Here is a 1739-nt window from a genome sequence, read left to right as displayed (position 1 = left end):
CCGGCCGCCCCAGCCAAGTCACCACCGGCCGCCGCGGCCAAGTCACCACCGGCCGCCCCAGCCAAGTCACCGCCGGGCGCCCCAGCCAGGTCACCGCCGGCCGCCGCGGCCAGGTCGCCGCCGGCTGCCGCGGCGAGGAGCCTGCGGTGGTCCGCCGGTGCGATCCCCAGCGCGTCGGCGAGCAGCTTCACCGTGCCCAGGCGGGGATTGCTGCCCTCGCCGCGCTCGAGGCGGCCGATCGTGCGCACCGCTATCCCGGACCGCTCGGCCAGCTCGTCCTGCGTCATCCCCGCCTGCCGCCGCAGTTCGCGCAGCAGCGCCCCGAACCCGCTCGTCACTTGCGCGCATCCCCCCAGCAGCGCCGGTTGCGTTCCCGATCGACCCTAGCGTGCCGACCGGCCTTATTTGGCCGGTCCGCGTCCTGGTGCCCCCACCTGCGCAAACCGCAAGCTCACCAGCGGAACGAGAGGGGAACCACCATGGAAAGCCACCCAGCACGCGCAGCAACACTGCTCGCCGTCATCGCCGCCGCTTCGGCCCTCGCGGCACCGATCGCGGCCGCCGAAAGCGGGCCACCGCCGTTCGCCGACGGCTTCGGACTGGCCGTCACCCGGCAGCCCGCCTGGGTCGACGGCAACCACCGGACCTTCACCTTCGCCGTGCGCTCCGACCAGGTGCCCACGCCGTCGGTGCTGCCGGGCCAGACCCCGGGGCAGCACGTCGTCATGGTCACCCTGCCCGTGGACTACGACAGCTCCGCCGCCACCCGCTACCCGGTGCTGTACTCCCTGCACGGCAACGCCGACCTGCCCAACACCCCACGCAACCTCGAAATCACCGAATCGTCGACACGGTCGGCGCCGCTGATCACCGTGCAGCCCAACGGCGGCCGCAGCTGGTACTCGAACTGGGTCAACCCCGGCGCGCTCGGGCCGCAGAACTGGGAGGACTTCCACCTCACGCAGGTCATCCCGCTGATCGACGCCAACCTCCGGACGATCCCGGACCGGGCCGGCCGCGCGATCGCCGGCCATTCGATGGGCGGCTTCGGCGCGGTCCACTACGCCGAGCACCGGCCGGACCTCTTCGGCTACGTCGGCAGCTTCTCCGGCGGCCTGGACCTGCAGAACTCCGAACAGCGCGCGGTGGTGGCGGAGACCGCGCTGGATCCGGCGTCCGGCACGCCGACGACGTCAGTGGACGCGATCTTCGGCCCGCCGATCTGGCCGTTCGACGGGATCTGGAACGCGCAGAGCCCGGCCCAGCACGTCTCGGCCCTGCGCGGCATGGGCGTCGCGCTCTACACCGGCAACGGCGGTGACCTGACCGTCGACCCGCTCCAGGCGGTGGTCGAAAACCGCGCGCGGGAGACGAACCTGGTCACCGCGGCCCACCTCACCGCCGAAGGCATCCCGTTCACCTTCGCCGACTACGGCGACGGCAGCACGTGGGCGCCCGGCTGCACCGGCAAGCACAACCAGCAGCCGTGCCTGCAAGCGGACATGGACCACTTCGTCGGGCTGCTCATGCGGACGCTGCGGCACCCCTGACCTTCCGGGCCGGGCGGTGACGGGGGCCGCCCGGCCCGGATCCCCGGACGAAAGGAGGCCCGATGGCCGCGAACTACCGGTACTGGTGTGGCGAATGCTCCTACCGGACGCCGTGGCTGACCGAGTCGGAAGGCGCCGCGTGGCAGACCCGCCACTACGCCCAGCGGCACGCGCCGGCACTGCCCGGCG

The 1739-nt window shown here is 72.9% G+C and carries 2 protein-coding genes; one reads left to right on the top strand and one right to left on the bottom strand.

What is annotated here, in order from left to right; genetic code table 11:
* On the bottom strand, window positions 1–338 hold a 338-nt coding region (locus CCN39_RS46100; protein WP_143264429.1), incomplete at its 3' end, for a helix-turn-helix transcriptional regulator.
* Between the two features lie 141 nt (window positions 339–479).
* Between CCN39_RS46100 and CCN39_RS46095 the strand changes: the two genes are divergently transcribed.
* On the top strand, window positions 480–1550 hold the full coding sequence (locus CCN39_RS46095; RefSeq protein ID WP_086853313.1) for an alpha/beta hydrolase: 1071 nt from the start codon (window positions 480–482) through the stop codon (window positions 1548–1550).
* Window positions 1551–1739: the final 189 nt, after the last annotated feature.

The organism is Amycolatopsis kentuckyensis, from assembly GCF_002155975.1.
Taxonomy (GTDB): Bacteria; Actinomycetota; Actinomycetes; order Mycobacteriales; family Pseudonocardiaceae; genus Amycolatopsis; species Amycolatopsis kentuckyensis.
Note: the sequence above shows the minus strand (reverse complement) of the source record. Positions and strands in the feature narration are given on the sequence as shown.

What these genes read in the sequence shown, in the direction of transcription:
- CCN39_RS46095 (WP_086853313.1), top strand. Translation starts at nt 480, where the DNA reads ATGGAAAGCCACCCAGCACGCGCAGCAACACTGCTCGCCGTCATCGCC.